This is a genomic window from Granulicella sp. L56 (assembly GCF_009765835.1).
In the GTDB taxonomy this organism is placed as follows: Bacteria; Acidobacteriota; Terriglobia; order Terriglobales; family Acidobacteriaceae; genus Edaphobacter.
The window spans coordinates 1-24,455 of sequence record NZ_LMUS01000003.1 but is presented as its reverse complement, the minus strand read 5'-3'; the positions used below and the strand labels follow the sequence as shown (position 1 = coordinate 24,455).

Sequence of the window (24,455 nt, the reverse complement as noted above, 5' to 3'; positions counted from 1 at the left end):
GATCAGGATTTGGGCGTAGAGTTTTGCAACTATCTTGATCATCGCTGGTCTGAGCGCGGGGTTTAAAGCTTTAGAGGGTTCTCCTCCGGGTGTAGTGATGCAAGCACCGAAGAAACGCAGATTCCCTTCGGGAATGACAACAAAATAGGGCAAAGATGATCCGATAAAGAGTTACCCCCTTAGAAAAATTACTATAGACGGGTTTTCCTCCAGATGTAGTTTTGGTGACTCGAGCAAAACGCAGATTTCCTTCGGGAATGACAAATATCGGGAATGACAAATAAAGGAAGCCAGGTGTTTAGTCCCGCGCACAGTGTGGGACTAAACATCTAAGACATATCGTTACTCGTGGCACGTCACGGAGGCAGGCCCTGCCGATGGCGAGGATGACAATCTCTATGTTGGAAGGAATTTTACTTGGTTTGGCAGGCGGCGGCGCGGTTTAGGAGGAGGGCGCGTTCGCGGGGGTGTTGGGTGAGCGCGGCGGCTTGTTCGAAGTGGTGGCGGGCTTCGGCGGGGCGGTTTAGTTTGAGCAGGAGGTCAGCGCGGACGCTGGGGAGCAGGTGGTAGTGGGCCAGGGATGGGTCCGTGGCGAGGGCTTCGACGAGGTCGAGGGCGGCCTGGGGGCCGTGGACCATGGAGACGGCTACAGCTCGGTTAAGCTCGATGACAGGGGATGGGGTTAGGTGGGCGAGGTCGGTGTAGAGGGACACGATGCGGGGCCAGTCGGTCTCTTCGGGGGTGCGGGCTCGGGCGTGGCATGCGGCCAGCTCGGCTTGCAGGAGGTAGGGGCCTCGGGGTTTGCCGATCGTGTGGGCACGGTCGATGGCGGCGAGACCTCGCTGGATGAGCAGAAGGTCCCAGTGAGCTCGGTTTTGTTCGAACAGGAGGATGGGTTCCCCGGTGGGGCCAATGCGGGCCCGCGTGCGGGAGGTCTGGATCTCCATGAGGGCTACAAGGCCGTGGACTTCAGGCTCGTTGGGGGTGAGTTCGGCAAGGATGCGGCCGAGGCGGAGGGCTTCTTCGCAGAGGGCGGGGCGCATGAGGTCGTCGCCGGCGGTTGCGGAGTAGCCCTCGTTGAAGAGGAGGTAGATGACCTCGAGGACGGAGGCGAGGCGGGCGGCCAGCTCGGGGCCTCGGGGGACTTCGAAGGGGATGTGTTTGTCGGCGAGGATGCGTTTGGCGCGGACGATGCGCTGGGCGATGGTGGATTCGGGGGTGAGGAAGGCGCGGGCGATCTCGGGGGTGGTAAGGCCGCCGAGAAGACGGAGGGTGAGGGCGGCGCGGGACTCGGTGGAGAGGACGGGGTGGCAGGAGATGAAGACGAGACGGAGCAGGTCATCGCCGATGGGGTCGTCGAGGTTGGAGTTGAGGTCGGGCACGGTCTGCTCAAGCGTGGCCAGGTCGCGGGCGAGATCCTGGTGTTTGCGCTCGGCAACGGTGTTGCGGCGGAAGAGATCGATGGCGCGGCGTTTGGCGGTAGCGGTAAGCCATGCGCCGGGGTTCTCGGGTACTCCGGTTTGCGGCCACTGTTCGAGTGCGGCGAGGAGCGCCTCCTGTGCCAGGTCTTCGGCCAAGCCAACGTCACGGGTGAGGCGCGTGAGGCCTGCGATGACGCGCGCGGACTCGATGCGCCAGACAGCTTCGATGGTGCGGTGTGTGGCGTGATGTGCGGCGGGATGTGGATCGGTAGCGGACACTGCTACCGATCACACCAGCTTCAAACGGGGAGCGCAAGTGCGCTATTTGTTGGAGGTCTGATTCGGCAGCTCAGCCCGTTTCGCTACTTTGTACTGGATCTCCTCCTGGGACAGGATGGGTGCAAAGTCCTCCATCTCAAAGACCTGGCGGATTTCGATCTCGGAGTCGCCGCCGTGGGGGTTAGGGCAACGCTTGACCCACTCGACGGCCTCTTCGAGCGATTTGACCTGCCAGAGCCAGAAGCCGGCGATGAGCTCCTTGGTTTCGGCGAAGGGGCCATCGACGACGGTACGAGACTTGCCGGAGAATTTGACGCGGGCGCCTTTGGAACTGGGCTGGAGACCATCCATGGCGAGCACGATGCCGGCCTTGATGAGCTCTTCGTTGTACTTGCCCATCTCGGCCAGGAGCTGTGGATCGGGGAGGGCGCCTTCTTTTTCTGACTCTGCGGTTGCTTTGACGATAACCATGAATCGCATTTTCTTTATCCTCTTTGAATTGGAATGAATGTCCTTTTGTCTTTTAGAGCATATTTGCTTGCTCTACTGATACGTCGAAGGAGGTGTGGGGAAATCGACAGGGATGGCGATTATTTTGAATTTATTTTGTGGGGCTGCAGCCCCACAAAATCCCATTAGCACCAAAGATGGGGTTTTCCGCAGCCTGTAAAGCCTCTTTTGCATAAGAAGGACTTACGACGCGGCTGAAGCCGCGTCCCTTCAAAGCGAGGACTTAATCAGAGTTTCTTTAGAGGGGTTCTCCTCCAGATGTAGTTTTGGTGACTCGGGCAAAACGCAGATTCCCTTCGGGAATGACAAATGAAGGAAGCTACACCTGGGAGGAAATAGCCTTCGACTTCGATGGACTGTGTGAAGGCTTCAGACGCCAAGCTCGGCGCGGATGGCGTCGGCGATGGTGTTGGCGTGGTGGCGCATGAGCGGTTCGGATTCGGCTTCGATCATGACGCGGCAGAGGGCTTCGGTGCCGCTGTAGCGGATGACGACGCGACCGGAGTCGGCAAGCTCCTGCTCGGCGGCGCGGATGGCTTCGGCCACTGTGGGAATGGCTTCGAGGGGCTTTTTTTCGCGGACCTTGACGTTGACGATGACCTGGGGGAAGACCTTGAGATCGGCGACCAGCTCACTGAGGGTTTTGCCGCTGCGGTGGACGGTATCGAGGACAAGTAGCGCGGTGAGCAGGCCGTCGCCGGTGGTGCTGCGGCCGTTGAAGATGATGTGGCCGGACTGTTCGCCGCCGAGCGCCGCTCCGGTGGAGAGCATCTGCTCGAGGACGTACTTGTCGCCGACGTTGGCGCGGAGCATGGCGATGCCGCTGCGCTTGAGCGCGGCTTCGAGGCCCATGTTGGACATTGTGGTGGCGACGACGGTGTCGTTGGTGAGCAGGCCGCGGAGTTGGAGGTCGCGGGCGGCGAGCAGAAGGACGGCGTCGCCGTTGACGACGCGGCCGTTCTCGTCGGCGAAGAGGGCACGGTCGGCGTCGCCGTCGAAGGTGATGCCTATGGATGCCTTCTGGTTGACGACTTCGGCGGCTACGACGTCGGGGTGGAGAGCTCCGCAGAACTCGTTGATGTTGAAGCCGTCGGGGCTGGCGTGGGTGATGACGACTTCGCCTCCGAGTCCGGCAAAGAGTTGAGGAGCGACGGAAGAGGCGGCTCCGTTGGCGCAGTCGACGACGATGCGCTTGTTGTCGAGCGAGAGGTCGGGAACGGCAGCGAGGAGGAAGCGGATGTATTCGGCGCGGTCGGCTTCGTTGACTGGTGGAGCTTGCGGATTTGAGTTCGAGGGTGCGGCAGCGGTTTCGAGGTGGCGGAAGATCTCGTCTTCGATGGCGAGCTCGGTGGTGTCGGGAAGCTTGAAGCCGTCGGGGCCGAAGAGCTTGATGCCGTTGTCCTGCCAGGGATTGTGCGAGGCCGAGATGACGATGCCGGTGGCGAAGCGATGGGTGTGGGTGAGGAAGGCGATGGCTGGCGTGGTGATGACGCCTGCGCTTTCGACGGTGGCTCCTCCGGCGGTGAGTCCGGCGGTGAGGATAGCTGCGATGGAGTCGCTGGATTCGCGGGTGTCCATGCCGAGCAGGACGCGGGGGGAGTGCGTCGTGGCTTTGAGCGTGTGCGCGAGGGCGAGGCCGATGGCGTAGACGGTAGGGCCGTCGAGGGGTGGCTGACCGGCAACGCCACGGATGCCGTCGGTTCCAAAGAGCTTCTTCATGAGTTACAAATCTCCGTTGTTTTTATTGTCCGATACTTTTGCGGTGAGTGTGCCTTCGGCCAGACGGGCGCGAATGGTTTCTCCCGGGGAGGTGCCCGCAGCCGATCTTAATAAGATGCCGTTTTCAGCATAGACGAGCGCGTAGCCACGGGAGAGGACGGCCAGCGGCGAGAGTGCTTCGAGGCGTGTAGTGGAGCGATCGAGGCGAGCTTGATTGGCAGAGATGGTTCGGGTTGCGGTGCGAAGCAGGCGATCGGTCACTGTCTGCAAACGGCGCTGCGTTGTTGCGATACGGATGGAGATGTTCTGGTGGCGGAGGCGGTCGGTGAGCGTGCCTAAGAGCTGGGTGTTGACGCGGAGACGGCGCGAGGCTGCGGCTTCGAGGCGAAGGCTTAGCTCGTCGATGCGCTGGTCGCGTCGGCTGATGGTGTCGCGGAGACGGTTGAGGACGGACTCGGAGGAGAGGCGAGCGTAGCGCTGGCGGGCGGAGATGAGGTGGAAGCGTCCGGCACGGTGGACGCGGGCGGTGAGGGCGTCGATGCGTTCTTCGATGCGGTGCTGGGCGGCGGTGACGAGCTCGGCGGCGGCGGACGGAGTAGGGGCGCGGAGGTCGGCTACAAAGTCGGCGATGGTGAAGTCGGTCTCGTGGCCGATGGCGGAGACGATGGGGATCTGAGAGGCGGCGATGGCGCGGGCGAGGGACTCGTCGTTGAAGCCGGAGAGGTCTTCGATGGAGCCGCCGCCGCGGGCGAGGATAATGACATCGACGAGCGAGGGGTTTTCGTTGAAGTAGCGGATTCCGGCGGCTACCGTGGTGCAGCAAGTCGTGCCTTGCATGGTGGCTGGGTAGACGAGCAGGTTAAGACGGGCGTGGCGGCGGCGAGCGACGTTGACGATGTCGCGGATGACGGCACCGGTGGGCGAGGTAATGATGCCTACGCAGCGCGGGAAGGCTGGGAGGGGACGTTTGCTGTCCGCGTCGAAGAGCCCTTCGGCGAGCAGACGGGCTTTGAGCTGCTCGAAGGCTAGTTGGAGGGCTCCGGCTCCGCGGGGCTCGAGGGTTTCGGCGATGAGCTGGAGTTGGCCCCGGCTTTCGTAGATGGAGATGCGGCCACGGACGAGAACCGCAAGACCATCAGCAGGGCGGAAGCGGAGGAGGGTGGACTGGCGGCGGAAGAGGACTACGGGCAACTGGGCTTCGCCGTCCTTGAGCGTGAAGTAGACGTGGCCGGAGGGGGCGGGGCGGTAGTTGGAGATCTCGCCCTCGACCCAGAGGTCGGGATAGCCGCCTTCGACCTGCTGACGGATGTCGATGACGAGATCGCGGACGGTCCAGATGCGGCGCTGGGTGGGAAGAGTGGGTGTTGGTTCGTCGATTGGTTTGAGGATTGTGCTGCTTCCGCCCACGTCCTCAAAGGCCGGACGTGGGGCACCCGATTTAGTGCCTGCTTTAACCGGTTCTGGAGTGAAGAGGAGGTTGGCTTGTATGGGGGTGCGCTTTGCAGTGCGCGGCTTTCCCCGGCCTGCGCGCAGGTTTGCCAGGGTTGGCGGCTTCTCTTCTTTTTCGCCCATTGGCCGAGTCTAGCATCGTGGGTGGGGGTGATTGAAGTTAGCGGCGGAGGTGGTTTATGACCCAGAGGATCAGTCTGAGGAGGACGCTGAGCAGGAGGCAGGTAACGAGTGGGAAGGAGATCGACCAGCCGCGGCCGCGCCAGTTGAAGTCTCCGGGGAGGCGGCCCCAGCGGGATATTGAGGCGATTTAGGCTGCTCCCCTCCGAGGGTAGTGATGCAGGCACCGAAGAAACGCAGATTCCCTTCGGGAATGACAACAAAATAGGGCAAAGCTGATTCGATAAAGAGTTACACCTCTAGGCGAATTGCGATTAAGGCCGAGCACGACCAGCCCCGTCACGATGAGGAGGAGACCAAGGAAGATGAAGATAAGGATGCGACCGAAGTCGGATATGAGCCGCTAGCTTGCGGCGGCCAACATGGTGGTGGCTTCGCGCAGCAGGTCAGCGGGATGACAGGGCTTGGTGAGGATGCCTACGGGGCGGGCGAGCTTGCTGGATTGCTCGCGCACGCTCTTGAGGTTCGAATAGAAGCCCGTCAGCACGATGATGCGGCAGGAGGGAAGTTCGCGGGTGACGTCACAAACCAGGGCGAGGCCATCCCTTCCGGGCATGGTGACATCACAGAGAAGCAGGTGAGGATTAAAGACGCGTGCAGATTCGAGAGCCTCGTCCGCCGAATAGGCAGTTCTGGCTTCGAAGCCGCTCTTGACGAAGATGAGCGCAAGGGTATCTGCGACCAGACGATCATCGTCAACGACGAGAATTCGTTGCATGGTGATCTCCCTTTGATTTGCCTTCCGGGTGCAAACTACTGCCTTCACCTTAGGCCGAAAAAGGTGTATTTGTCCATGAATATACGGATATTTTGTGTGGGGAATAAGCGGAGACCGAAGCGGCCTCCGCTGGATGAAGCGAGTTTAGAGGAGAGTTACCGCTGAAGGGCGGCGGGCTCGGCTGAGGGGTTCAGCTTCTGCGCGGCGAGCATGCCGACGGCGCTCTTACCGTCCTTGTCCTTGAGCTTAGCGTAGATCTTCTTGGCGTCGTCAGGCTTGCCCTGCGACTCGTACATCTCCGCTAACTGGAGCTGGGCGAGACCGGCGGGGACCGAGGTGGTGGGCTTGGCGGTCAGCTCGTTGTAGAGGTCGACGGCCTTGGCATCCTCGCCGGTCTGGCGATAGAGGTTTGCGAGCGAAAGCTTGGCGAGAGAGGCCAGTTCGCCGTTCCATCCGCTGGCGACCTGCTTCAGCGTGCTCTCGGCGGCAGCGTTGTTGCCGGCTTCGATATAGGTGAGGCCGCCAAAGTAGCGGGCCGTCTTTCCGTCAGGCTCCATGCTGTACTTATCGGCAGCGGCCATGAAAAGTTGATTGGCGGCCTTGGCGCGCTCGGCGGCGGAGGTGTAGGTCTTGATGCCGGGAGGGACCTGCTGGCCGGGCTCGGCGAGCGGGGTCTGGTACTCCTGCATGGCGGCGCCGTAGGCGACCGAGGCCGCATTGCTGCGGTTGTTGTAGAGGACGAAGCTGCCGACGACGATGATGAGGAGCGCGATCAGAATAGAACCGGCGACGATGACGGTGCGACGGTTTTCGCTGGCCCACTCGATGCCGTGCTGGGTGGTGTCGATGAACTGGTCGTGCTTGAGCGCTTGCTTGGTCTGCTGATCCACTGGGTTGAGTCTTCCTTTTTATGGCTCGCGGCGGTTGGGCCGCTTTGAGAGAACTGGTTGCGCGAATGGTCGACGCAGAACTTTAAGTCTATCAGCGGGGGAAAGAGGTTGCGAGGGGTTGAGTGATTATCTTGGGGGTTTTTGGAGGGTGGTGTTGGAGACGGCAGCAAAGTTGTTGCGTTTCAACTATTTATTGTGGCGGGTTGCAGCGTCAACGCAACGAGCAAAAGCGAAATACAGGGGTCTCTCCGCTACGCCGCGCGATAAAACCGCGCGGCTTCGGTCGAGATGACGTGGTGATTGTGGTTTGGACGAAATACAGGGCTTGGGTCAGTGTTTCGTTGACTCTTTGGTCAGGGTTTTGGTTTGCCCCAGACTGAGTCGAGGAAGAGGTAGCGGGGGCGCAAGGTGTCGGGTTTGGCCTCGGGGTTGGCGTTGAGGTGCATGACCTGATATTGGTCGGCGGGGGTGCTGGTGGGCCAGTTGGGCAGGCCGGTTCCGTTGGGGTCGCCGGTGCGGGCGAAGTTGGTCCAGTACTGGCCGATCTGGTCGGAGAGCTTGCGGTCTTCGGGGCGCAAGACGACTCCGGGGCGGGAGTCGAGGGTGCCGAAGACGTACTCGATGTCGTCGGAGTGGAAGGCGCCCATGGCTGGGGTGTGGTTCTGATCGCCGGGGTTGCCGAGGGTGAAGAAGTAGCGGTAGACGGGAGAGTTGCCGGTCTGGATCTGCGCCTCGATCCAGCGCCAGGTGGAGAAGGCGATGAAGCGGTCGCTGACGAAGTCTCCGGCGGAGGCGAGTGCTTCCGCGTCGGTGGTAGCGGGGTAGACGGCGAGGAAGTCCTTGGAGCGGTCGCCGAACTCTTTGTCGGCCTGGGCGGTGAAGCTTTCGGCGGTGACGGGTGGCTTGGCGAAGAGGACGGCGGAGCGGACCTCGTCGGCGTTCCAACCGGCGAGGAGAGGAACGTGGGCCTGCTGTCCGGCGGCGTAGATGGCGGGAACGGATTCGGGCAGGAAGTAACCGTCGACGTCGGGGCCGAAGCGTGGCGGCGGTGGTGTGGTCTTGGCGGTGGCGGCTTTGACCAGATCGTCGGGGGAGAGCTTGCGCAGGTCGGCCAGCTTGGAGGTGCCGAAGGCGGTCTGGGCGAACTCGACGTTACGCTGTTCGAGCACGGCGCGGGGCTGGTAGCCGAGGCCGCCGCTGTAGAAGGCTCCGCCGCTCTCGCCGATGGCCTTGGAGATGAGGCCCTTCGTCTGTGGGGAGGCCATGAGAGTGCTGACGGCGAAGGAGCCAGCGGATTCGCCAAAGATGGTGAGGTTGGAGGGGTCTCCGCCGAAGGAGGTGATGTTGCGCTTGACCCACTCGATGGCGGCGGCCTGGTCCATGAGGCCGTAGTTGCCGGAGGCGTGGTGGGTCGACTCGGCGGTGAGCTCGGGATGGACGAAGAAGCCGAAGATGCCGAGGCGGTAGTTCATGGAGACGATGATGGTGTTGCGGTGGGCGAGGAACTGGCCGTCCTGACGGCCCTCCGAGGTGCCCCCGGTTGTGAAGCCGCCACCGTAGATCCAGACCATGACGGGGAGCTTGCTATCGGGTTTGGCGTTGGCGGGGGTCCAGACGTTGAGGGTGAGGCAGTCTTCGCTGGGGCCGGGGTCGTGGAAGACCATGTCGGGATAGCCGCCGGACTGGACGCAGTGCGAGCCGAAGTTGGCGGCGGAGCGGACGCCCTTCCATTTGGCTGCGGGGGTAGGCGGTTGCCAGCGCAGATCGCCGACGGGAGGCGCGGCGTAAGGGATGCCTTTGAAGGCGATGACCTGCTTGTCGGTGGTGTAGGCGCCTTCTACTTTGCCTTTGTCGGTTTTGACCTGAAGCGGGTTGGCGGCCATGGCGGGAAGAGAAAAGAGCATAAGGGTGGCAAAAGACGCGAGGGTGCGGTTCAGTTGCAGCGAGGGCATCGATATTTCTCCGCTGCCAAACTTACCACAGAAACGGTTTAGCTTAGTGTTCGTTCTGGATAGAACGTCAGCTTGCCGTGTCGGTTGCGGACAACCCGCTTTGTGGGCAATCGATTTGCTATTTTGAATGGAAAGACGTCCAATAACCGGAACCGCGGCAACGTCAGAATGACGATTACTGGGATCCTGGGCACCCTTTGCTTTCGTTGATCCTGTTCTAGTAGGAGGTCGCTGATGCCTTCCCTCTTCGCGTCCATGCTCCGCCCTTCCCTGAAGCCTCTCTCGCCCAAGCCGACGAGCACGGATGTGTTTCGCCATCCTCCAGCGCAATCTACCGACACCCATGTACTGAGCCACCCTGCGCCTCGGTTTGCAGATATCCCCTTATGGCCGCCCGAACGAAAAGCCACAGCGCAACCTGCTTCCTCAAGGAATGCAGCTCCGCCAATTGTTCACGAGGTTTTGCAGAGTTCGGGCCAGCCTCTCGACGCTGACGTGGGGGCCGACTTGAGAGCACGGAAGGACTTCGATTTTTCTCGTGTGAGGATTCACACTGATCCGCAAGCCGCGCAATCCGCCCGAGCCGTCGGTGCCGCCGCCTACACGGTTGGCCATCATGTTGTCTTCGACTCCGGAGAATTTGAGCCGCGTAGACCGTCTGGAAAAGATTTGCTGGATCACGAGATGATGCACGTTGTGCAACAACGTTCGGCGCTTCCAGCGCGAGTATTGGCAGTGGGGGACATACATAGTCCGCTCGAATATGAAGCCCATCGGTCGGCACCCAGCCTGATTTTGCAGCGCCAGCCCAAGCAGGCGCCAAAGGACAAACAGCCACCGCCGCCTAAACAGGAGGCCCCGTTGCCGACCTCATTAGCCGACTATCCGGAGGCGGAACGTCAGAAGGTCACCCTATTCCAGGAACTGCCTTCCAACATCGCGGACAGGGTTACGGACGCGTTCGATCCTGATGCGGCACGATACACGGGCGAAACGGATACACAGACCGTCTTCGCCGACACCATCGAACAGAAGTACCGCAAACAACTGGATTCGCTCTCGAACTATCTGCTGGGAGAGGCTCCGAAGCATTTCCCGCTGAACCAGACGGCGAGTTTTCCGGTTGCGCCGATGAAACGTTGGGTGCGGATGACCTACCTGCAGCATGGGAAACAGAAAGTGTTCCTGATTGAAGGGTTGGGGCCGATTCAGGCTCTAGAGACCGCACCGGGCGAGGCAAACTTTAAGGCGAGGAAGTGCAAGTTCGGATCGGGATGGTCAGCCAGCGACAAGCAGCTTCTGTTCCAGGCTCTAACCCTGCTTCCGGCATCAGCATTGAATGAGGGCATGAAGTTCAACCGGGCTAATGCTCCTGAGGTAAAAGATAAAGACAAAGAGAAGAAGACTACCCCGAAGAAGGACGAAACAGCGGACAAGAAGACTGCCTCGGGCGAGGCAGCGGTCTTCGATCCGGATAGCAACACAATGACCGTGTTCGATACGGCGTTCACCGACCAGACTCCGGGTCAGGTCAGGGATACCTTGAACCATGAGCTTGGGCACGGATACGATTTTCGCCCCGTCATGGAAGCTAACGCGCTATTTGAGGCGAGCGCAAAGGATGCCGCGGCCCAGAGAGCACTGAACCAGGCCCACGCCCTGTCTGGAGGGGACATGGACCCGGATGACTACACTGTGGAGTTTCGGAAGGCCGGCAAGAAAGATGGCATCACTGCGGACCAATCGAGGACTCCGCGAGTGAACAGCCTGGGTGTGAAGATGACATTGAAGGGCTCTGAAACAGATTATGGCAACACGAACTGGAAGGAGCTATTTGCCGAGTCGTTCATGCTGTTTACGAACGACCCCGGGCTGCTGCAGACGATACGTCCGAACATCTATGCATACTTCGTGAAACAATTCCCTCCGTCTGCACCAGCCACCGCACCAACAACGGCGCCTGCAACTTCTCCCCCACCAGCCGCAGCCAGACATTAAGCCAAGGGAACGAGAACAGCGCATTACAGCAGTAGAGGCGTTCAAGCGCTGAAGATGTTGGTGTTGAGGAAGTCGTTGCGGAATTTTCCGTTGGGGTCGTAGTGCTTGAGCATGGCCTGATAGTCGGGCAGCTTTTCGTAGAGCTTCTGAATGTGCGAGGGCTGCATGGTGAACATCTTGGCCCAGTGCGGGCGGGCATCGAAGGGTGCGAGCTTGGCTTCGATGAGCGGCAGGACTTTTTTGACCGAGGGCCAGTCGGGCTTCCAGGTGAAGTGGAGCGTCATAGCGTCGCGGTTGTGGCAGGTGCTCATCCAAATGTTGTCGGCGGCGATGGTGCGGAACTCGGTGACGAAGAGATGCGGCGTGATGTGGTCGCGAAGCTCTTCGACGGCGCGGATGGCGGCGTAGCCCTTGTCGCGGGGGACGAAGTATTCGGTTTGCAGCTCGTTGCCGCTGCTGGGGGTGAAGTTCATGCGGAAGTGTGGCATGCGCTCGTACCAGGGGCCGGGGATGCCTTGCTGCTCGGTGCAGTTGATGGCGGAGGCTCCGGTGATGGGGTGGAGCTTTTGTTTGGCGAGGGTTGCGCCGTAGAACTGGGCCGGCATGTCGGCCTTGCCGCCGGGGGCGAGGCGGCTCTTAATCCAGACCTGGGTGGCGCGATTTTTTTGCCAGTCGGTGAAGAGGCTGACGCTGTAGCCGCTGCCGAAGATGGCTTCGAGGTTGTGCTCGAGCTGGTCGAAGGAGAGATTTTCGTAGACGACCTGTGCCATATCGAAGCGCGGGATCACGTCGAGCGTGGTGCTGGTGATGACGCCGAGGCCGCCGAGGGCGACGGCAGCGCCGAGGATCTGGTCGCCGTCTGTTTCGCGGGAGATGTGGACGAGGTTGCCGTCGGCGGTGACGATCTCTACGGCTGCGACGGAGGTGGAGAGGTTGCCGTTCTTGTTGCCGGAGCCGTGGGTGGCGGTGGCGCAGGCTCCGGCGACCGAGACGTGGGGCAGCGAGGCGAGATTGGGGACGGCGAAGCCTTGCGAGTCGAGCCATGGCGAGAGGCCGCCGTAGGTGACGCCGCCGCCGACGGTGACGGTGCGGGCCTTGGCATCGACCGACATGTTCTGAAGGGCTTTGACGGAGATCTGGTTGAAGTTGCTGTCGGCGATGGTGTTGAAGGAGTGGCGCGCGCCGAGGGCTCTGACCTTGGTGCAGCTCTTGACCGCCTGCTGGACCTCTTCCACGGTTGTGGGCTGAAGCAAATGGTCGGTGTGATAGGTGAGATTGCCGGACCAGTTGGTGCGGTGGGCGGCGGCGTTGGTAGTTGGTTCGGCTGGGGCGACGCGGGACAGCATGGTTCCGGTGATGATAGCGCCTGAGGCTTTGAGGAATTCTCTTTTGTTCATTTACCTATCCAAATGCTTTGTGAAATTAGGTTGGCGATTTCTTCATCTTTGCAACGAGTTCGCCAGTGTAAACGATCATGTATCAGTCAGGCCATATGCGATGAGGAGCCTTCTACAAAAATGCAGCTAGAAAGGGAGCCACTACTTTGACGCCGATACCGATGATGCCTGCGATTTTAGATACTGTTCCTACGATTTCAGACACGGAACTGGCAGCGGTGTTGACGTTCGTTAGATTTTTATTGAGATCCTCCAGGCCCTTGGCGAGTCCGGGTTTTGGATCGGGCTGTTTGGCAGCCTCCTGCATGCTGGGCAGCACCTGCTGTGTGATCGCCTGCTTGGCCTCTTCAGGAATAGGAGCTTGTTGAATCTGCTGATGGAGCGAGTCCAGTAGGCTGAGAATCTGGTCGCGGTCAACTTGATTCATGGTGACGTTCTGGGTGTTGTTGTCGCCAACCTGAACGTTGGTTCCGGATACGGTACCCATTTGGATATTCGACATATAAAAATCTCCTCGCTTCGTTCTCGTGTACGCGGCCCTTGTTAGGTGTGGACGATGTTGTGGTCCCCGATCTGAACATTGGTCCCTTTTACGTCTCCGAAAGAGAGGGAACCCCCAGCCGCAACGTGTATCTCGAATATCTGTGACTGGCCGACGGTGGTAGGCAGGGTCATGATGGGAGTCACTACGGAACTGTCGGCGTTGACCAGTTGCATTTCTACATGGTTCAGATTGTTCTTGTCGATCAGGGTGCGGACTTCGCCGGGAGCGGCCGAGGTCCCATTCAACTGAAGATTGGCTATGAACTGAAGCGTCGAACCGGCGAATTCTACCCAGCGACAGAGGCTGATGCCGACGACGCACTGTACAGCAGAGAAGGGGCCTTGCAGCAGCATGGCGCTCATGCGTATGGAATTTCCATCCATGGAGAGAGCATCGAACTCGCGCACCAGGGTCGTAACGCCGTTCAGGCTGGTCTGGCGCAACGGTGTGATGCGCAATACGCTCAGCAGACCGAGGCTCTGGGCGTTGTAGGCGGCGACCATAGGGTTGTCGAAGTTGTAATAGTGCTGCACCAGGCCGGGCAGGTAGGGCGGCATCACCGGAAGAATCCATATAAGCGCAGGACTATTGGGCGGCGGTGTCGAGCCGGGTGGCCATGCGAAGATTCCTCCGCTCATAGGATCAGGCGGCATGGACATAAAACCAAGGGGCATCTGGACGGAGTAACCGTATCCGTTCAGCGTATTCGAGAAGTTGTTCCAGTTGCCCACGATTGCGCCTCACGATGCCTGATAGGGAAGCATCTTACTCCGGCTTGCGCGGGGACGCCCGTGAAATTTCGCGAGTGTAGATATTTTTCTCGACGGGCTTATTTGATGTCGCGCCAGTTCTGGCCGATGCCTACCTCGGCGATGATGGGGACGGTGAATTCGGCTACTTGTTCCATCTCCTGCTTGACCAGCTTTTGTAGTTCGTCGGCCTCTTCGGGGACTACGTCGAAGAGAAGTTCGTCGTGGACCTGGAGGGTCATCTGCGATTTGAGCTTGCGGTCGCGGATGATTTGATCGATGCGGAGCATGGCTAGCTTGATGAGGTCGGCTGCGGTGCCTTGCAGCGGTGTGTTGACTGCGGTGCGCTCGGCGAAGCCGCGCATGTTGGGATTGCGGGACTGGATGTCGGGGATGGGGCGGACGCGTCCGAAGTGGGTGCGGACAGCCTGATCGCGGCGGACGGTCTCGAGGGTCTCGTCGATGAAGCGGCGGACACCGGCGTAGCGCTCGAAGTAGGTTTCGATGTACTGCTTCGCGGTCTTCTGGTCGATGCCGAGCTGGGCGCTGAGCCCGAAGGGGCTGATGCCGTAGACGATGCCGAAGTTGACCGCTTTGGCGCGGTTGCGTGTCTCTTTATCCATGGTCGCGGCGTCGACACCGAAGACCTCGGCTGCGGTGAGGGTGTGGATGTCCTTGCCGGTGCGGTAGGCGTCGAGCAGAAGCGGGTCCTGCGAGAAGTGGGCCATGAGGCGGAGTTCGATCTGCGAGTAGTCCGCCGACATGAGGACGTTGCCGGGAGCCGCGATGAAGGCGGCGCGGATCTCGCGACCTACCGCGGTGCGGACGGGAATGTTTTGCAGGTTTGGGTTGGTGGATGAGAGGCGTCCGGTTGCGGTGCCGACTTGATTGAAGGTGGTGTGAATGCGGCCTTCGCGGTCGGCGAGGTTGGGGAGTTGGTCGAGGTAGGTATTTTTCAGCTTGGCTAGCTGGCGGTATTCGAGGACGAGCGCTGGTGTGGTGTGGTGTTCGGCCAGCTCTTCGAGGACATCCTGTGCGGTGGAGACTACCTTGCCCTTGCCGTACTTCATCGGCTTGGGGAGAAGCATCTTGTTGAAGAGAACGTCGCCTAGCTGCTTGGGGGAGTTGATGTTGAAGCGATGGCCGGACTCGGTATAAATTCGTTCAGCCAGATTATCGATTTCGATGGCGAGGCGGTTCGACATGTCGTTGAGGACGGTGGGGTCGATGCGGACTCCGGCCTGCTCCATGCGCAGAAGGACGGCTACGAGTGGGAGATCGATGGTGTCGTAGACATTTGTAACTTTAGAGGTTTCAATCTCTGCGCGGAGAATCGGAGCGAGGCGCTGGACTGCGTTTGCGGCTTCGGGTAGCAGGTCTTTGGAGACGATGCCCTTGGTGACTTGTGCGAGGGCGCGGTTAGTGAAGCGTGCGGTGACGTCTGCTAGAGTATGCGATCCGTGGGTTGGATTGACGAGGTAGCTGAGGAGCATGACATCGTTGCGGACTCCGGCGAGCGTGATGCCGTGAGGTTCGAGCGCGCGGTGGACAGCTTTGAGGTCGTGGACGTCTTTGGGGAGCGTGGCGTCGAGGAGTGCTTCCTTGATGCCGGGAGCGTCGAGGGAGACTTCGATGGAGGTGTGCGAGTCGACGGCGAGGCCTAGCTTGCAGGCGGGGTCTGTGGATTCGCCGGTGGCGGAAACCCAGGTCTCAGAATCGAGACCTGGGGCACCCGGATTTGCGGCTGGTTCGGGTGCGCCGAAGAGGGAGAGGTTTTCGGCGGGCGGCGGCTCGGGTTCGGCGGATTCTTCGCTGGGGTCGGCGGTTGTTTCTTCGGCGATGGCGCGGGCGTCTTCGAAGATGGCGATGGCGAGACCGTGGGGTTTGCCGGTGGTCTTGTCGATGGTGCGGGCTTCGGTGAGGAGGGCGGCGATCTGCTCTTGCGTGGGCTTGGTGATGTACGTGATGGGTGCGTTGTCGACGGCGGGGGCCAGCTCTTTGAGCAGCGTGGTGAATTCGAGTTCGGAGAAGAGCTCGCGGCTGGCGGCGTTGTCGATGGGCTGGGTGAGCATGTCCTCGATGCTGAATTCGATGGGGACGCCGGTGTGGATGGTGACGAGCTCTTTGGAGAGCAAAATATTGTCGCGATTATTTTGTAACGATTCGCGATACGTTTTCTTTTTGACCTCTTCGGCGCGGTCGAGCGCGGCTTCGACGGTGCCGAATTGTTGGATGAGTTCGACGGAGCCTTTGTCGCCGATACCGGGTGCGCCGGGGATGTTATCGATGGCATCGCCGCGCAGTGCCATTACGTCGATTACGCGGGCTGGAGGGACGCCGAGGATATTTTCGACTCCCGCAGGATCGAGGATCAGGTTGTCCTTGGTCGGGTTGAGGATGGAGACGCCGTCGTTGACGAGCTGCATCATGTCTTTGTCGGAGGAGACGACGAAGACCTTGTGGCCGAGCTCGGAGAGCTTGCAGGAGAGCGTGCCGATGACGTCGTCGGCCTCGAAGCCCTCGTAGCTGAGGATGGGGATGCGGAAGGCTTCGAGGGCGCGGCGGATGAAGGGAAGCTGCTGGGCGAGGTCTTGCGGCATCTCGGCGCGATTGGCCTTGTAGCCTGCGTAGTCGATGACCTCGAACTGCTGGGTTTTGATGTTGAACTTTTTGACGCCCTTCATCTCCTTGGCGCGCTCATCGCGGAAGACGGGACCGGAGAGGTCGTAGACGGCGGCGAGGTAGTGGGGCTGGAAGTCCTTGCGCAGCTTGTTGATCATGTTGACGAAGACATAGGTCGCTGCGGTGGGGATGCCGGTGCGCGTGGACATGGGCCGCTGGCGCTGCATGGCGTGGTAGGCGCGGAAGATGAAGGCCATGCTGTCGAGGAGATAGATGGGCGGTTTTTCGGCGGTATTTTTTGCGTCAGGCATGGTGGTTTGATGGTAGCGCGTTGGCGTAAATACGACCACGGACTGCAGCAGTCAGTTCAATCTATGGCAGTTGAATTCGTCGAAGCGCTTCCACAGTACTCGCCATGTCAGATTTTCTTGCAGCGCCCAGTCCCATCTCGTCGTGGACAACCCCAAAAAGATAATCGATCAGCGTTGCATCTGAAGATTTACTTACCAGCAGTTCGTAAAGTCTTCCTATGTAACTGTCATATTCATCTTGAGCATGCGAAACGTTTTTTACTCCAATAGGATCCCAAACATCCAAGAGGACGTGACGTATTTGGACGCGGATTCGTCTGGATTCATACTTTTCGATCACTGGCTGATGATTATAGGGCTAAGTAGATGAATTGATTTTCTAGAGGAGCAACATGCAGTCGCCGTAGGAGAAGAAGCGGTAGCGCTCGCGGACGGCGTGGGCGTAGGCGGCGAGGACTTGTTCTCTTCCGGCGAAGGCGCTTACCAGCATCAGCAGCGTGGACTGCGGCAGGTGGAAGTTGGTGAGCAGGCCACTGACGACGCGGAATTTGTGGCCGGGGCTGATGAAGATTTCGGTGGAGCCGGAGTGAGGATGAAGGCGAAGTCCGGTGTGCGGCTCGAAGGGATCGGTGTTGGCCAGTTGTGCGCAGTGTTCGAGCGTGCGGGTGGTGGTGGTTCCGGCGGCGATGATGCGGCGGCCCTCTGCCAGCGCCGCGTTGATGGCTGTGGCGGTGGCGGCGGGGAGGGTGTAGTGCTCGGCGTGGAGATGGATGTCGGCAAGATTTTCGGCACGGACGGGCTGGAAGGTTCCGAGGCCTACGTGGAGGGTGATGGTCTCGATCTGGATGCCGTTTTGTTTAAGTTGCTCGAGGATCTCCGGTGTGAAGTGGAGTCCGGCGGTGGGGGCGGCTGCACTGCCGGGTTCGTGGGAGAAGACGGTCTGGTAGCGGTCGCGGTCTTCGGAGGTGTCGCTGCGGTGGATGTAGGGCGGCAGCGGCATGTGGCCGATCTTTTCGAGGACGGCTTGAAAGTCTGACGTGGGGGCGAAGCGCAGGGTGCGTTCGCCGAACTCTCCGGCGGTGAGGATCTCGGCGGTGAGGAGTGGCTTGGTTTCGTTGGCGTCGTGGAAGTGGAGATGCTCGCCGGGCTGGACCTTGCGGCTGGGGCGGACGAGGGCCGACCAGTCTTCGCCGCCGAGGTGCTGGGTGAGGAGGACTTCGATGCGTCCGCTGGGATTGGGAGAACTTTGCGGGGTGTGGAGACCGGTGCGGGTGGCGTAGAGGCGCGCGGGGATGACGCGGCTGTCGTTGAGGATGAGCAGGTCGCCGGGGCGAAGGATTTCGGGGAGGTTGCGGAAGAAGTCGTCGCTGTATTCGCCGGTGCGGCGGTCGAGACGGAGCATACGGCTGGTGCCGCGAACCGGTGGAGGCGATTGGGCGATGAGCTCTTCGGGGAGGTCGAAATGGAAGTCGGTTACACGCACTGGCTTTATTTTAGTTACTGCAAGATCGGTAATGTTAGGCGCTATCACCCATGTCCGAGAATCCGGACATGGGGCACCCGGATTAACTGGATTGGGCTAGTTCTACGGAGTGGTCGAGGGCGGTTTGGACGGCGGTTTGGTCGGCGGGGACCTGGGCGGTCCAGGCTACGGTGACTCGGGAGAAGGGCTTCGGGATGAGGAAGCGGTCCCAGGAGTTGGCATGCCAGGCGCTGTGGGGATGAACGTAGAAGGCTCCGACGGTGCTGTCGACTAGCTTGGCTAGTTGGACGACGCCGGGTTTGGCGATCTGTGCGGGGCCTCGAGGGCCGTCGGCGGTGATGGCGCAGTAGTGTCCGGCAACGTAAGCGCGTTGCAGGTTGCGCAGACCGGCGGCTCCGTCGCGGGAGCTGGAGCCGCGGATGGCGATGAAGCCGAGACGCTCGACGGTGCGGGCGATTAGTTCGCCATCGAAGCTGCGGCTGATGAGGATGGTGACGCCGTGGTTGCGGAATCGCCATGCCGAGGCAAGCAGGCAGCGGTGCCAGAAGGCATAGACGGCGGGCGGCGCGGTGTCGTAGCCGGGCAGGGTGTCGGGGTCACAGACGTCTTCATAACGCAGAGTGACGCCGAGGCAGCAGATGATGGCGCTCGCAAGGCGTGGCACGATAGCGAGGGCGATGCGCTGCTTCAGCGTGTACGAAGAGTCCACGAAGATGAGTTTACCTTTACCAGCCTTGAGCCGAATCCAGAATCCGGACAACAAGCGGTTGCGATGCAACATCTAACCGCAGAGGTGATTCGAATGCTGCTTACACCAAAACGCTGGAAACACTTCACTGCCATGGCCCTGATTGGAGATGGCGTCATGGCTGTCGTTTGTCCTCGTCATGATGCTTTGGCCTGGGAGCATGGCCCCAAGGTCTGGCGAGACATGATGCATAAGCTCCACGACAAACCGAATTTGACGCGTGCCATTGGAGCAGCGCAGATTATTGGCGGCGTCTGGTGGGCGCTGCATCACGAAAGGGAAGAGGATTAGCTTTTTCGGGCGCGTTCGATCGCACGAACCACTGCTTGTGCCTTGTTGCGGCACTCCTCAAATTCTTTTTCAGGAACGGAGTCGGCGACAATTCCGGCTCCGGCCTGAATGTGCCCCTGCTCTCCGTTCATGTAGAGCGTGCGGATGGCGATGCAGGAGTCGAGGTTGCCGTTGAAGTCGGCGTAGAGGATGCTGCCGCCGTAGACGCCGCGCCGTGTGGGTTCCAGTTCTTCGATGATCTCCATGGCGCGGATCTTCGGCGCTCCGCTGAGGGTTCCGGCGGGGAAGCAGGAACGGAAGGCGTCGATGGGCGCAAGCTCCGGCTTCAGTTTTCCTTCGAGCGTGCTGACGAGGTGCATGACGTGGCTGTACTTCTCCACGTACATCAGGTCTTTTACTTTGACGGAGCCGTACTCGCTGACGCGGCCCACGTCGTTGCGCCCAAGATCGACCAGCATGATATGCTCGGCGACCTCTTTGGTGTCGGAGCGAAGGTCGGCTTCGAAGGCGTCGTCCTCGGCCTCGTCGGCGCTGCGGGGACGGGTTCCGGCGATGGGGCGGTACTCGACCTCGCGGCCGTGCACGCGCACCAGCAACTCAGGCGAAGAGCCTACGATGTGCGCTGCGGTTGGCTTCTTGCCGGGTTTGGCATCCATGCCAAAGCGCAAGAAGTACATGTAGGGCGATGGATTTACGATGCGGAGCGCACGGTAGACCTCGAAGGCATCGACTCCTGGCACGCAGTCGAAGCGCTGCGACAGAACGCATTGGAAGACGTCGCCTGAGGCGATGTACTCCTTGGTCTTGTTGACGGACTTGATGAAGGCGGCCTTCGATGTCTGTGGGCTCAGGACAAACTTTCCGGCAGGCTTCTTTTTACGCTTTGTGGGGAGCGCGTTTGCGAGGCTCCGTTCCATTCGGTTCAAGCGACGGACTGCTCGCTGGTAGGCGCCATCGCGGGCCTCGCGTGTGAGGTCTACCGTCGCGATCAGGTGAATCTCTTTCTTCACGTGGTCGAAGGCGAGCACCTGATCGAAGAACATGAGGCAGGCGTCGGGAACGCCGAGGTCGTCTTTGGCGAGCGAGGGCAGTTTTTCGATCTGGCGCACGACGTCGTAGGCGAAAAAACCTACTGCGCCTGCGGTGAAGGGCGGAAGGCCGGGAAGCTTTGCCGGGATATGGCCGCTGAGCGCGTCCTTTAGCTCCTGAAAGATGTCGCCGGTAAAGGTGCGCTGGCGGCGACCTTCTTGTACGGTGATGTGCGTGCCGCGCGAGACGATCTTTTTATAGGGCTGGATGCCGATGAAGGTGTAACGGCCAACGTGTTTGCCGCCTTCGACCGATTCGAGCAGGAATGCCTCCGGCTCCTCGGCTGCGATGCGCAGAAAGGCCGACACCGGCGTTTCGAGGTCTGCCGTTACTGTGCGGTAGACGGGCACGAGCGAGTGCTTGCGGCTCAGCTTTAGAAAGTCGCTGGCAGAGGGTAGGGAATTGGTATCGGCAATCGGCATGGCTGCCTCCATCATAACTGCGGCCGATTTTCTTGTTTGCCGCTGGTCTGCGTCTAACTATTGGTTGGATTGCACAATTTCAGCGGCTAAGCCTATACTCCTCGGGGTTTGGCTGGAGCAACGCTGAGATTGCCAACCAAGGAGAGGATTACGGCCATGCAGACGCTTACTATCGAGCAGGAGACCAACCCGTGGGAGGCGCAAGCCGCTCGATTCGATATTGCCGCTACAAAGCTCAATCTTGATGCTGGCATTATGAAGGTGCTGCGCTTGCCGGTTCGCGAGATCACGGTTTACATCCCCGTAGGCATGGACGACGGATCGATTGAGGTCTTCACGGGCTACCGCGTTCAGCACTCGATTGCGCGCGGCCCCGGCAAGGGTGGTGTTCGCTATGCGCCTAATGTCTCGCTCGACGAGGTGCGAGCGCTGGCCAGTTGGATGACCTGGAAGTGTGCTGTGGTCAATATTCCGTTTGGCGGAGCCAAGGGCGGCATCATCTGCGACCCTAGAAAGATGTCGCAGGGAGAGTTGGAGCGGATGACCCGGCGCTACACCGCCGAGCTGATAGAGTTCATCGGCCCGGAGAAGGATGTTCCCGCCCCCGACGTGGGCACCAACGAGCAGACGATGGCGTGGATTATGGATACCTATTCGATGCACACGCGGCAGACCTGCACCGCGGTTGTGACGGGCAAGCCGGTCAATATCGGCGGCTCTCGCGGGCGGCGCGAGGCTACGGGGCGAGGCATCTCCGTCGTATGCGATGAGGCGTTGAAACATCTTGGCATGTCTGTCGAGGATTGCAGGGTGATCGTGCAGGGATTTGGCAACGTCGGCTCCAATGCGGCGGCCATTCTTGCGGCGAAGGGCTACAAGATCATCGGCATCGCTGAATACGATGGCGGACTTTATAACGCGAACGGAATCGATATCGTTGCGCTGATTGAGCACCGCCAGCGCGCGGGCACTATCAACGGCTTTGCCGAAGCGGAGGCGGCAGACAAGGATGAGCTGCTGACCTATGCCTGCGAGATCCTTATTCCAGCGGCGACAGAGAACGTCATCACCAGCAGGAATACAGACAAGCTGCGCTGCCGCATCCTCTGCGAAGGTGCGAATGGGCCGACGACGACGCTTGCCGATGACATCCTCGCCGACAAGCGTATTTTCGTGATTCCCGACATTCTCGCGAACGCTGGCGGTGTCACGACCAGCTACTTCGAGTGGGTGCAGGACCGGATGGGCTATTTCTGGACCGAGACCGAGGTGAACCAGCGGCTCGACCGCATTATGGCCGACAGCTTTCAGGACGTACTTGCCTATGCGAAGGCCCACAACGTCAACAACCGCATCGCTGCCTATATGCTGGCCATCGACCGCGTGGCCTATACGACCAAGCAGCGCGGTATGTACGCATAGGCGCTACGGGACGGTTACATGCAGCGTGATCTTCGTGACGACTTTACTGGTAGCGGCTCCCGTTGAGGTGCCGACGATCTGAATGGTATAGTCGCCGGGGCGCGTTCCCAGATCGCTGCAGTTTCCGCAGCCCATGAGCGACGCGATGCCGCAGATTGCGACCAGAACCATCAGCAGGTTCTTCATCGATTTACGTCGGCGGCGCGGAAGAAAGAACAGCATCAAACCAGCAAGTGCAGGGCCAGCGAAGGGTATCCCTGCGTTTTGCGAGTACGGTGTATCCGATTCGCAGCTATGCGGGGCCATGGTGCTGATCTGCAGGCTGGTGGTGCCGCCGTTTGTGGGAAGTGTCGTGCTGCCAAAGGTGCAGGCAGACTCTGCCGGTAGTCCGCCGCATGAGAGTTGCACCGGCTGAATGGTGCCGACTCGCGGCGCTACGGTAATCACGAGATTCACGCCTTGTCCTGTCATGACGGTTGGTGTGCCTGCTACGGTCAACGTAAAAGGGGCTGACGACGAGGTGCCGTTCACTGTCTCTGTCAATGGAGTGGATGAACTTGCCGCGGTAATGCTGGAACCCACATAGTTAGCCGATATCGTATGGCTGCCGGACGCGAGGGAAGAGGTGGTTAAGGTGGCCAGCCCAGAGCCGTTTAGAGGCGCCATCCCCAGGACCGTACTTCCATCCAGAAATGTCACAGTCCCGGTAGGCACAAGCGTTTGCCCCACGGTCGCGACATCGGCGGTGAAGGTCACGCTCTGTCCCGTTGCTACAGGGTTTACGTTGGAAGCCAGAGTCGTTGCTGTCGCCATTCCCGTTGAAGGCTGAATGACCTGGTTGAGAATGGTGCTCGCGGCGGCTCCGAAGTTCTGGGTTGCCGTATATCTGGCCGTTATTGGGTGTGTCCCCAACGCTAATGCAGATTGTGTTATCGACACTGTGCCGGACGGGTTCAGCGTGGCGGTTGCAATGAGATTTGTTCCATCGAGAAATTCGATCTGTCCTGAAGGAACTGCATGGTTTCCTCGTGCGGTGGCAGTCAACGCCACGTTGTTCCCATAGCTTGCCGGATTCATGGAACTGGTCAGGCTTAGCGTCGTTACGTCGGGTAAGACCACGACCGGCACACCATTCGAAGTTGAGCGTAGATGGTTGGAGTCTCCGGAATATGCCGCCGTCAGCATGTGGGTTCTGGCTACAAATCCGGTTCCGGCACCGGCAGGGCAGCTTGTCGTCTGGGTCACCGGTATCGTGCAGATGTTTGTTGCACCGTCGTAAAACGTCACTGTCCCCGATAAGGGGGTGCCATCGCTGGAGCTGACCAGCGCGTAGCCGCCAACGTCCTCGCCATAGGAGATCGTAGACGCTGTAGAGATCGTGAGGACGACACTGGTTGCGACGGCTGTTGTCTGGGATGTCGCGACTGTCTTGACTTCATTCTTCGTGGTCTGGTCGGTCGAAAGCTGTTGCGTCGCCGCCGGGAGAGACACAGATATCAATGCGATAAGGGTGATCGTCTTCAGGGCGAAGCTTTGAATCGACATTTGGGACACTCTTTGAGCCGTCGTGGCGTACGGTCTCTTTATCGGCATTTCAGGGGGAATACGAGAGAGATGTTGAATGCAGGAGATTTATTGTCGAAGCGAGCTGAGATTTAAAGAAGAATCGGTAAAGGGGGCAACAATTTCGCCGCGAGGGTCGTCTTCCAGATAAGAGGTCTGCATGGCTTTTACGCCGCTGCTATCCCCGATGTGGCAGAATTACTATCATTGGGCGGTATATCCTCCCACGCCGTTTTCGACCGTCTGCGCATGAATTTGCCCAACTCCATCACGATGAGCCGCGTTGCCTGCGTGCCCCTTCTGCTCTGGATACTCTCGCCCGCTTTTCCGTGGACGGGTGGTCATGGAGCCGTGGGCCTGCGTGGCGGCGAGCAGGAAGTGATTGCCTCCATCGTCTTTATTTTGGCGAGCATTACCGACGGGCTCGACGGCTACCTCGCGCGGCGGCGCCAGCAGATCACGACGACGGGAATGCTGCTTGACCCGCTCGCCGATAAGCTCATGGTCAGCGCGGCCTTTATTATTTTGGTCGCTTACAATCCGCGCGTCGTTCCGCCGTGGATCGCCGTTCTGGTCATAGGGCGAGAGTTTCTCGTCTCCGGGTTGCGTTCGATCGCCGCGACCGAAGGCTTCACCATTCAGGCCAGCGAGATCGGCAAGCTCAAAACCGTCATTCAGATCGTCTCGGTGGTCGCCGC

Annotated in this window: 20 protein-coding genes; 4 read left to right on the top strand and 16 right to left on the bottom strand. The window is 60.1% G+C overall.

Features of this window, described 5'->3' with window-relative positions:
* Positions 1 to 413: 413 nt before the first annotated feature.
* From GSQ81_RS06575 to GSQ81_RS06540, 8 genes are all read right to left on the bottom strand, one after another.
* On the bottom strand, positions 414 to 1,700 hold the full coding sequence (locus GSQ81_RS06575) for an RNA polymerase sigma factor (RefSeq protein WP_158909990.1): 1,287 nt from the start codon (positions 1,698 to 1,700) through the stop codon (positions 414 to 416).
* A 42-nt stretch (positions 1,701 to 1,742) separates the two neighbouring features.
* Entirely contained in the window at positions 1,743 to 2,180 is a 438-nt protein-coding gene (locus tag GSQ81_RS06570) for a YciI family protein (RefSeq protein ID WP_158909989.1), read from the bottom strand.
* A gap of 399 nt (positions 2,181 to 2,579) precedes the next feature.
* The gene (gene glmM / locus GSQ81_RS06565) at positions 2,580 to 3,929 is read right to left on the bottom strand and encodes a phosphoglucosamine mutase (RefSeq protein ID WP_158909988.1); all 1,350 of its coding nucleotides are present in this window, start codon (positions 3,927 to 3,929) and stop codon (positions 2,580 to 2,582) included.
* 3 nt (positions 3,930 to 3,932) lie between these two features.
* Entirely contained in the window at positions 3,933 to 5,501 is a 1,569-nt protein-coding gene (gene xseA, locus GSQ81_RS06560; protein WP_158909987.1) for an exodeoxyribonuclease VII large subunit, read from the bottom strand.
* A gap of 37 nt (positions 5,502 to 5,538) precedes the next feature.
* Positions 5,539 to 5,622 (bottom strand): DUF2905 family protein, encoded by an 84-nt coding sequence (locus tag GSQ81_RS19985; protein ID WP_254060058.1) that lies wholly within the window; start codon positions 5,620 to 5,622, stop codon positions 5,539 to 5,541.
* Between the two features lie 279 nt (positions 5,623 to 5,901).
* Positions 5,902 to 6,276 (bottom strand): response regulator, encoded by a 375-nt coding sequence (locus GSQ81_RS06550; protein ID WP_158909986.1) that lies wholly within the window; start codon positions 6,274 to 6,276, stop codon positions 5,902 to 5,904.
* Between the two features lie 155 nt (positions 6,277 to 6,431).
* The gene (locus GSQ81_RS06545) at positions 6,432 to 7,166 is read right to left on the bottom strand and encodes a tol-pal system YbgF family protein (RefSeq protein WP_158909985.1); all 735 of its coding nucleotides are present in this window, start codon (positions 7,164 to 7,166) and stop codon (positions 6,432 to 6,434) included.
* Positions 7,167 to 7,519: 353 nt separating this feature from the next.
* Positions 7,520 to 9,118 (bottom strand): carboxylesterase/lipase family protein, encoded by a 1,599-nt coding sequence (locus tag GSQ81_RS06540; RefSeq protein ID WP_158909984.1) that lies wholly within the window; start codon positions 9,116 to 9,118, stop codon positions 7,520 to 7,522.
* 234 nt (positions 9,119 to 9,352) lie between these two features.
* Between GSQ81_RS06540 and GSQ81_RS06535 the strand changes: the two genes are divergently transcribed.
* Entirely contained in the window at positions 9,353 to 11,116 is a 1,764-nt protein-coding gene (locus GSQ81_RS06535; RefSeq protein ID WP_158909983.1) for a DUF4157 domain-containing protein, read from the top strand.
* Between the two features lie 41 nt (positions 11,117 to 11,157).
* Here GSQ81_RS06535 and GSQ81_RS06530 read toward each other — a convergent pair whose 3' ends face one another.
* The 6 genes from GSQ81_RS06530 to GSQ81_RS06505 all read right to left on the bottom strand — a co-directional run bounded on the left by GSQ81_RS06530 (position 11,158) and on the right by GSQ81_RS06505 (position 19,003).
* Positions 11,158 to 12,513 carry an FAD-binding protein gene (locus GSQ81_RS06530; protein WP_158909982.1) on the bottom strand — a complete coding sequence of 452 codons (1,356 nt, stop codon included), beginning with the start codon at positions 12,511 to 12,513 and terminating at the stop codon, positions 11,158 to 11,160.
* A 112-nt stretch (positions 12,514 to 12,625) separates the two neighbouring features.
* Positions 12,626 to 13,015 carry a hypothetical protein gene (locus GSQ81_RS06525; protein WP_158909981.1) on the bottom strand — a complete coding sequence of 130 codons (390 nt, stop codon included), beginning with the start codon at positions 13,013 to 13,015 and terminating at the stop codon, positions 12,626 to 12,628.
* A gap of 41 nt (positions 13,016 to 13,056) precedes the next feature.
* Entirely contained in the window at positions 13,057 to 13,788 is a 732-nt protein-coding gene (locus tag GSQ81_RS06520) for a hypothetical protein (protein ID WP_158909980.1), read from the bottom strand.
* Positions 13,789 to 13,886: 98 nt separating this feature from the next.
* Positions 13,887 to 16,739: a DNA polymerase I gene (polA, locus tag GSQ81_RS06515; RefSeq protein ID WP_158909979.1), complete on the bottom strand. Its 2,853-nt coding sequence runs from the start codon at positions 16,737 to 16,739 to the stop codon at positions 13,887 to 13,889.
* Between the two features lie 379 nt (positions 16,740 to 17,118).
* Positions 17,119 to 18,222, bottom strand: a complete 1,104-nt coding sequence (gene queA, locus GSQ81_RS06510) for a tRNA preQ1(34) S-adenosylmethionine ribosyltransferase-isomerase QueA (RefSeq protein ID WP_158909978.1) — start codon at positions 18,220 to 18,222, stop codon at positions 17,119 to 17,121.
* 82 nt (positions 18,223 to 18,304) lie between these two features.
* Positions 18,305 to 19,003 carry a lysophospholipid acyltransferase family protein gene (locus GSQ81_RS06505; RefSeq protein WP_174237947.1) on the bottom strand — a complete coding sequence of 233 codons (699 nt, stop codon included), beginning with the start codon at positions 19,001 to 19,003 and terminating at the stop codon, positions 18,305 to 18,307.
* A 21-nt stretch (positions 19,004 to 19,024) separates the two neighbouring features.
* Between GSQ81_RS06505 and GSQ81_RS06500 the strand changes: the two genes are divergently transcribed.
* Complete coding sequence (locus tag GSQ81_RS06500) at positions 19,025 to 19,261, top strand: hypothetical protein (RefSeq protein WP_158909977.1); 237 nt, start codon at positions 19,025 to 19,027, stop codon at positions 19,259 to 19,261.
* Here the strand turns inward: GSQ81_RS06500 and trpE are convergent.
* Positions 19,258 to 20,772: an anthranilate synthase component I gene (trpE, locus tag GSQ81_RS06495; RefSeq protein ID WP_158909976.1), complete on the bottom strand. Its 1,515-nt coding sequence runs from the start codon at positions 20,770 to 20,772 to the stop codon at positions 19,258 to 19,260. The genes GSQ81_RS06500 and trpE overlap by 4 nt on opposite strands.
* 156 nt (positions 20,773 to 20,928) lie before the next feature.
* Between trpE and GSQ81_RS06490 the strand changes: the two genes are divergently transcribed.
* Positions 20,929 to 22,194 carry a Glu/Leu/Phe/Val dehydrogenase gene (locus tag GSQ81_RS06490; RefSeq protein WP_158909975.1) on the top strand — a complete coding sequence of 422 codons (1,266 nt, stop codon included), beginning with the start codon at positions 20,929 to 20,931 and terminating at the stop codon, positions 22,192 to 22,194.
* A gap of 3 nt (positions 22,195 to 22,197) precedes the next feature.
* Here the strand turns inward: GSQ81_RS06490 and GSQ81_RS06485 are convergent, their stop codons facing one another.
* Positions 22,198 to 23,739 (bottom strand): Ig-like domain-containing protein, encoded by a 1,542-nt coding sequence (locus tag GSQ81_RS06485; protein ID WP_158909974.1) that lies wholly within the window; start codon positions 23,737 to 23,739, stop codon positions 22,198 to 22,200.
* Between the two features lie 267 nt (positions 23,740 to 24,006).
* Between GSQ81_RS06485 and pgsA the strand changes: the two genes are divergently transcribed.
* Positions 24,007 to 24,455 (top strand): CDP-diacylglycerol--glycerol-3-phosphate 3-phosphatidyltransferase (gene pgsA, locus GSQ81_RS06480; RefSeq protein ID WP_158909973.1); only part of this gene is annotated, 449 nt, incomplete at its 3' end.